General features: G+C 75.5%; 9 protein-coding genes. 5 read left to right on the plus strand and 4 right to left on the minus strand.

All coding sequences use genetic code 11. The annotated features are described in order from the left end of the window. Positions 1–101: 101 nt before the first annotated feature. The gene (locus EF918_RS30955) at positions 102–1,178 is read left to right on the plus strand and encodes a M4 family metallopeptidase (RefSeq protein ID WP_185921996.1); all 1,077 of its coding nucleotides are present in this window, start codon (positions 102–104) and stop codon (positions 1,176–1,178) included. A gap of 17 nt (positions 1,179–1,195) precedes the next feature. Here the strand turns inward: EF918_RS30955 and EF918_RS30960 are convergent, their stop codons facing one another. Continuing rightward, on the minus strand, positions 1,196–1,537 hold the full coding sequence (locus EF918_RS30960; RefSeq protein ID WP_125652243.1) for a hypothetical protein: 342 nt from the start codon (positions 1,535–1,537) through the stop codon (positions 1,196–1,198). A gap of 184 nt (positions 1,538–1,721) precedes the next feature. On the opposite strand from EF918_RS30960, the gene EF918_RS30965 reads away from it, so the two are divergent. Continuing rightward, positions 1,722–2,771: an RNA ligase family protein gene (locus EF918_RS30965; RefSeq protein WP_185921997.1), complete on the plus strand. Its 1,050-nt coding sequence runs from the start codon at positions 1,722–1,724 to the stop codon at positions 2,769–2,771. A 72-nt stretch (positions 2,772–2,843) separates the two neighbouring features. Continuing rightward, positions 2,844–3,452 (plus strand): DJ-1/PfpI family protein, encoded by a 609-nt coding sequence (locus tag EF918_RS30970; RefSeq protein ID WP_125652247.1) that lies wholly within the window; start codon positions 2,844–2,846, stop codon positions 3,450–3,452. 7 nt (positions 3,453–3,459) lie between these two features. Here the strand turns inward: EF918_RS30970 and EF918_RS39220 are convergent, their stop codons facing one another. The 3 genes from EF918_RS39220 to EF918_RS38705 all read right to left on the minus strand — a co-directional run bounded on the left by EF918_RS39220 (position 3,460) and on the right by EF918_RS38705 (position 5,292). After that, positions 3,460–4,209 carry a DUF4232 domain-containing protein gene (locus EF918_RS39220; RefSeq protein ID WP_148141290.1) on the minus strand — a complete coding sequence of 250 codons (750 nt, stop codon included), beginning with the start codon at positions 4,207–4,209 and terminating at the stop codon, positions 3,460–3,462. Between the two features lie 196 nt (positions 4,210–4,405). Beyond that, positions 4,406–4,786, minus strand: coding sequence for a DUF4132 domain-containing protein (locus tag EF918_RS38700; RefSeq protein ID WP_260610822.1), 381 nt, complete (start codon positions 4,784–4,786; stop codon positions 4,406–4,408). Continuing rightward, positions 4,717–5,292 (minus strand): hypothetical protein, encoded by a 576-nt coding sequence (locus EF918_RS38705; RefSeq protein ID WP_260610821.1) that lies wholly within the window; start codon positions 5,290–5,292, stop codon positions 4,717–4,719. Before EF918_RS38705 ends, EF918_RS38700 begins: the two co-directional genes overlap by 70 nt. 164 nt (positions 5,293–5,456) lie before the next feature. On the opposite strand from EF918_RS38705, the gene EF918_RS30985 reads away from it, so the two are divergent. Both EF918_RS30985 and EF918_RS30990 read left to right on the plus strand, forming a co-directional pair. Further along, the gene (locus EF918_RS30985) at positions 5,457–6,104 is read left to right on the plus strand and encodes a HemK2/MTQ2 family protein methyltransferase (protein WP_125652246.1); all 648 of its coding nucleotides are present in this window, start codon (positions 5,457–5,459) and stop codon (positions 6,102–6,104) included. A gap of 25 nt (positions 6,105–6,129) precedes the next feature. Next, positions 6,130–6,303 carry a CDGSH iron-sulfur domain-containing protein gene (locus EF918_RS30990; RefSeq protein WP_125652248.1) on the plus strand — a complete coding sequence of 58 codons (174 nt, stop codon included), beginning with the start codon at positions 6,130–6,132 and terminating at the stop codon, positions 6,301–6,303. Positions 6,304–6,366: the final 63 nt, after the last annotated feature.

The raw sequence follows: 6,366 nt of genomic DNA on the forward strand, positions 1-6,366 counted from the left end.
GTCAGGGGCTGTTCAAACCGGGGCCGGGTGGGCGAGGATCACGCCGCTCCACCCCGCGTTCCCCCTCTCCCCGCACCGCTTCCCCATCCCGGAGGATGTCTATGGCTCGCCGCACACCCCGCGGCATGCTCGCCGCGGCCACCGCCACCGTGGCGCTCTTCTCGCTCGCCGGTCCGGCCACGGCCCAGTCCGCGGCACCGGAACAGCCGTCGGCCACGGCGCCGGGGGCCGGCGTCACGCCGCCCCAGGGCCGGATCTTCATGGTCAACCCCGTACAGGCCACGGGGGACCAGAGCCTCACCGACGGCAAGGACGCCGACTCCGCCGTCCCGGCCGCCGCGTACGCCCTGGCCGCGCTGCGCAACCTGGACGCCGGCGGCGGCCTGCAGGGCCGCTGGGCCTCCGTACGCTCCGACACCGGCCCGTCGGCCAAGGTCGCCGAGGCGGCCGGCTACACGCGGCACGACGACCGGTTCGAGCAGGTCATGGCCTACTTCTGGGTCAACGAGGCGCAGGAGTACCTCCAGTCCCTGGGCTTCGGCACCGAACTGCCCGGCGCCAACGACCGCGTCCAGCCCGTCCGCATCAACCAGTGGGGCGCCGACAACTCCTTCTTCACCGACAAGAAGGACGAGATCCGCTTCGGCAAGGGCGGGGTCGACGACGCGGAGGACGCCGAGGTGGTCGTCCACGAGTACGGCCACGCCGTGCACGAGGCCCAGGTGCCCGGGTTCGGCACCTCGCCGGAGGCCGGGGCGATCGGCGAGGCCTTCGGCGACTACCTGGCCGTCGCGGTCGGCGAGCACGCCGACGCCCGCTACGGCTGGCCCCGCCGGACCGACGTCGGCTGCGTGGGCGACTGGGACTCCACGGGCTACACCGCCACCGCCCCGCACTGCCTGCGCCGCATCGACGGGTCCAAGGTCTACGCCGACCGGGTCGGCGAGGTGCACGCGGACGGTGAGATCTGGTCCCGCGCCCTCTTCGACATCCGCGGGGCCCTCGGGGCCCGTACCGCCGACCGGATCATCGTCAACGCCCAGTTCGGCTTCGCTCCCGGCACCAGCTTCGCGGACGCGGCCCGGACGACGATCGCGACCGCCGAACGGATGTACGGCGCGGCAGCGGCGCAGCAGGTCCGCGCGGCCTTCGCGGCACGCCAGATCCCGGGCGTCTGAGCGGGCGGGCGGCGGGATCAGGCCGGCGTCTGCTCGACGACGCTGGTCCCGCTGCCCTCCCGGGACTCCCACGTCCAGGACTCCTCCAGGCGCAGCCGCCCGTCGGGCAGTTCGGTCACCAGCGAGGTGCAGTGCCCGGAGGCGGTGGTGCCGTCGGTGCGGAGCTGGACGTAGCGGAAGTCGACGGTGTCGCCCTCCCGGGTGCCGACCAGATACCCCCGCACCACGTCCCCACCGCGGTACTCGGCCCAGATCCGGTCCTCCTCCTCGTGGTACTCGAACCGGGTCCGGCGCCCGACCTGGCCGGGCGCCTGGTCGGCCACGGGGACGAAGACGAGACCGTCGAGCGAGCGCGTCATGGAAGGCTCCTGGGGCTGGGGGGCGGGCACTCGTGGCACGAACTGTCCGCACCACCCTAGGCACGGCCCGGCACGGGCCGGCGGGCGGGGCCGGCGGAGCACCGGGAAATCCACGGGCCGTGCGGCGTCGCCCTCGCCTACGATCGGCCCTTCACCCCCGATCAGCCCGTCCGAGGAGGAACCGATGGCCGACACGACGTCCTCGGCCACCCCTTGGTCGCCGTACCCCAAGATCCCGTCCCGGGTCCGGCTGGGCGAGGCACGGGCGACCCGTACCTGGGTGGCGCTGGAAAAGGTCCACGGGGCCAACTTCGCCGTGGTCAGCGGCCGCGACGGAACCCGGCCCGCCAAGCGCCGCGCGCTGCTCGACGCGACCGGGCTCGACGCGTTCTTCGGCGTGGGGCGCATCTGGCCCGCCCTGGCGGTCGCCGCCGAGCGCTGTGCGGCCGCCCTGCGCCGCCACTACGGCGTGGACGCCACGGCGCCGGTCACCGTCTACGGCGAACTCGCGGGCGGGCGCTACCCGCACCCCGACGTGCCGCCCGCACCGGACGCGGAACCGGTGCAGACCGGCGTCTGGTACGCGCCCGGGCTCCTCTGGCTGCCGTTCGACGCCACCGTACGCACCGGCGACGGCCTCTGCTGGGTCGGCCACCAGGCACTGCGGTCGGCGACGGCACACGCCGGTCTGCACACCGCACCCCTCCTCGCGCAGGGGACGCTCGCCCGGGCCCACGACCGTACGCCGGTGTTCCCGACCCGGGTCCCGGCCCTGCTGGGCCTGCCCGACCTCCCGGGCAACCTGGCGGAGGGCTTCGTCGTCAAACCCGCCGACGACTGGTGGACCACCGACGGCCCCGGCCCCGATGCCGCCGTGCGCCCGGTGGCCAAGGTCAAGCACCCGGCCTTCGCCGAGGACGAGCGCTGTGCCGGCGCCCGCCCGTACCAGGTGCCCGCCGACGGCGCGGCCGGCGTGCCCGGCTGGCTCCTCGGCCAGGTCACCTCGCTGCTCACCCCCGCGCGGGCGGCGGCCGCCGTCAGCAAGCTGGGGCCGCGGACACCGCCCGACGAGGTGGCCGCCGAGATCGCCCGGGACGCCGTCGAGGAGACCGCCGAGTCCGTCGGCGGCCTGGACGACGGCCTCGCCCGGGCCCTGGAGCGGGCGTTGCGCCCCGGCGCGCTCGCACTGGCCCGCTTCGACGCGGCCGACCGCCGGGCGGTCCTGAAGCGCTAGGTTGGGCGAACGGACGTACGGAGGTACGGACGTGCGGACGTACGGACAAGGGGAGTGGGAATGGGAGCCGGGATGCAGGTCGCCGTGGTCACCTTCGACGGATTCAACGAGCTCGACAGCTTCATCGCGTCCGCACTGATCAACCGGTGCCGCAAGGACGGCCTGGAGGCCTTCGTGACGACGCCGACCCCGGTGGTCACCTCGATGAACGGCGTCGAGGTGACCGGGCAGCGGCCGATGGAGTTCCTGGCCGAGGCCGACGTCGTCCTGATCGGCAGCGGGGTGAAGACCCGCGAGGTGGTCGCCGACGACCGGCTGATCTCCCGCCTCCCGCTGGACCCCGCACGGCAGCTCGTCGGCGCCCAGTGCTCCGGCGCCCTGGTCCTGGCCCGGCTCGGCCTGCTGGACGGCGTACCGGCGTGCACCGACAACACGAGCAGGCCCTACGTCGAGGCGTGCGGGGTCACCGTGCTGGACGTGCCGTTCCACGCCGAGGGCAACGTCGCCACGGCCGGCGGCTGCCTCGCCTCCCAGTACCTCGCCACCTGGGTCATCACCCGGACCCTCGGCGAGGACGCCGCGCGCGGCGTCCTCGACTACGTGGCTCCGGTCGGCGAGAACCAGGAGACGGTCGCGCGCGCCCTGCGCGCCGTCCGCACGGGCGAGGCCGCGCTCCGCTGACGCCGGGTCAGAGCGACATGATGAAGTCCAGGGCGTAACCGGAGGCCGTGGTCCAGTAGGTGACGCGGCCGCCGTCGTCGCCCCACACCTTGTCGACGCCACGCGGCAGGGCGACGGTCACCGCCTTGCCGGGGGGACCGCCGGCCCGGGGGCCCTGGAGCCTGACGACGAGCTCGTGCGCCGCGTACTCGTCCATCCGGCCGCCCTTGACGAGCAGCGCGGCGTGCGCCTGCTTGCCCGGGGCGAGGCTCGCGAGCGCCTTCGGGTCGCTGTCCTTGATGACGGGGACCGGGCCCTGGGCGTTGGCCCCGACGAGCACGGACGGGTACCGGTGGACGGTGCACGTCCTCCCGCTGCGGTTGGTGACGGTGAGCAGCAGGTGCCGGACGGGCTCACCGGCCGCGTCCTCGTTGGTGACGGAGAACGACAGGTCGGACTCCGCGCAGGCGTCGACGGCACCCCCGCCCGTGCCACCGGGCTGCGCCGGGGCCGATCCCGTCGGCCGCGCCGAGCTCGTCGCACCCGTCGGGCTCGGCGCACCGGGCTTGCCCGGCGGGCTCGGTGCGGCCGATGCGCTCGGCGCGTCCGTCGGGCTCGGTGCGCCCGCCGGGCTCGGCCCGGCGGAGGGCCCGCGGTCCTTCGCCCGCCCGTCCGAACCGGCGTCGTACCCCGTCGACGCGAGCAGAGCGGCGGCGGCGACCGCCCCCAGGACGTATCCGTTGCGCCTCGTGCGGCGCCGGCCGGCAGCAGCGTGCATGGTGATCCCCCGATCCATCCGACGGATCCCAGGCTAGGGAAGCACCCCCTTCCGGCGCGGCCACCCGCGGGCCGATCCACCGGTCCCCCCTGGGTGTACGAGGCCCTGCCCCCACGGGTGTACTCCGGTCAGGCCGTCAACTCCGCCAGGTCGGCCAGCACTTCGGAGGCGATCACCGGGTCGAGGCCGCCGAACGTCAGCGGACGGTCACCGCCGGGCTCGCCGGCGCGCCCAGGCGCAGCGGATGTGGCAGGCTGACGACCGCGTCGGCGCCGAGCGCGACGGGCCGGTCCTCGGCGTCGGCGGGACGGCCGTCCGCGGCGATCCGGAACGCGACGGCCGTGTCGCCGTCGGCGGCCCGCCACACCGGACGCCGGGCCAGGTGCCGCACCAGCGGGTGCTCGGCGAACAGCGTCCGGAACTCCTCGGTCGACCAGGTGCGGCCGTCCACCATGGCCGACTCCGGACGGCGTACCAGGTCGGCGGCGACCGCACGGACGTCCTTCTTCAGGGCGGCGAACCGCCTGCGCTCGGCCGGGGCGAGCTCCGGGTGGTCCTGCGCACCCGGCTTGGGCAGTCCCTGAGCCGCCGGCCGGTGGCGTCGGCCACGTACGGCGTGAGCTGCTCGTCGAAGCCGACGGTGAAACGGCGGCCGCCGTAGTCGACGGTCGTGGTGCCGTGCGCGTCGAGCCCGAGGTCGGGCACCAGCCGGTCCGCAAGCTGCTCCGCGGTCAGACCGAGCCCCGCGGCCACCTCCGCGATCCGCTCGCCCGCCCGGGCCTTGAGGGCCTTGAACCTCGCCCGCTGCGCGATGCCGTGCAGGCTCAGCAGCGCGGTGTCGGTGCCGATCGCGCCGAGCACGTCCAGGCCGTCCACGGCCCGCTGGTGGGCGCCCTCGCCGGGCCAGCTCCGGATGACCGGGGCGAGCAGGCGCAGGGCGCGCACCGGGTACCGGTGGGCCGCGGCCTTCAGGAGGGGCCGGACCACCCGGTCGTCGATCCGGTCGAGGAGGGTGCGGAAGGCCGGGTCGCACGGGAGCTCGGCGAGGGCCTCGGCCGGCGTGCGCAGGGCGTCGGCGTCCACCCAGGACCGGTGGAAGGCGTCGGCGAGCAGCGGCGCGAGCGCCGGGCCGAGGCCGTCGGCGCAGGTCGCGAGGAGCTGGGCGGACCATGGGAAAAACGAGGATCCGGAGCAGCGAAGTCCGGATCTTGTGCATGGCCCGGCCCCGGCTGGGCACCCGCTGGCACATGAAGACTCTCGCTCTGCTGCCGGGGGTCTACCGGCCGCGGGCCGACACCCGGCTGCTCGCCGACGCCCTCGCCGACGAGCCGATCGCACCGGGCTGCGACGTGCTCGAGGTCGGCACCGGAAGCGGGGCCCTGGCCCTGCTGGCGGCGCGCCGTGGCGCGGCCGTCACCGCGGTGGACGTCTCCCGGCAGGCCCTGCTCACCGCCCGGATCAACGCCTGGCGCAGCCGGTTGCCGCTGCGCCTGGAACGTGGCGATGCCGGCACCTGTACCCCCGGCCGCCGCTTCGACCTGGTCATCAGCAACCCGCCGTACGTGCCCGCCCCGCACCCACGGGGCAGGGGCGCGGCCCTCGCCTGGGACGCCGGACCCGACGGCCGCTCGGTCCTCGACCGGCTGTGCCGCCGCGCGGCCGGGCTGCTGCGCACCGGCGGGGTCATGCTGCTGGTCCACTCCGAGCTGTGCGGCGCCGCGACCACCGTGGCCCGGCTGCGGGACCAGGGCCTGCGCGCCCGCGTCGTACGACGCGCGGACCTGCCCTGGGGACCGGTGCTCACCTCCCGGCGCGACTGGCTGGTCCAGCAGGGCCTGGTGACCCCGACCACGAACCGAGAGAAGCTGGTGGTGATCCGTGCCGAACAGCCCTGACCCCCGCCGGCCCGCCCGGCGGGTCATGGTCGACCCCAAGGAACCCGGCCCCGTCCTCGTCGAGGGACCGGTCGAGATCGTCGCCCCCGACGGCACCGTGCAGCGCAGCGACCGCTTCATGGTCGCGGTGTGCACCTGCCGCCGCAGCCGCACCTACCCGTGGTGCGACACCAGCCACCGCCCCAAGGAGCGCCCGTGAACCCGGCCACCCCCACCCGCCCGCCGTGGGGCGCCGAGCCCCGCGGCCCGCTGAGCGCGGCCG

This window comes from Streptomyces sp. WAC06614, from assembly GCF_003949795.1.
Taxonomy (GTDB): domain Bacteria; phylum Actinomycetota; class Actinomycetes; order Streptomycetales; family Streptomycetaceae; genus Streptomyces.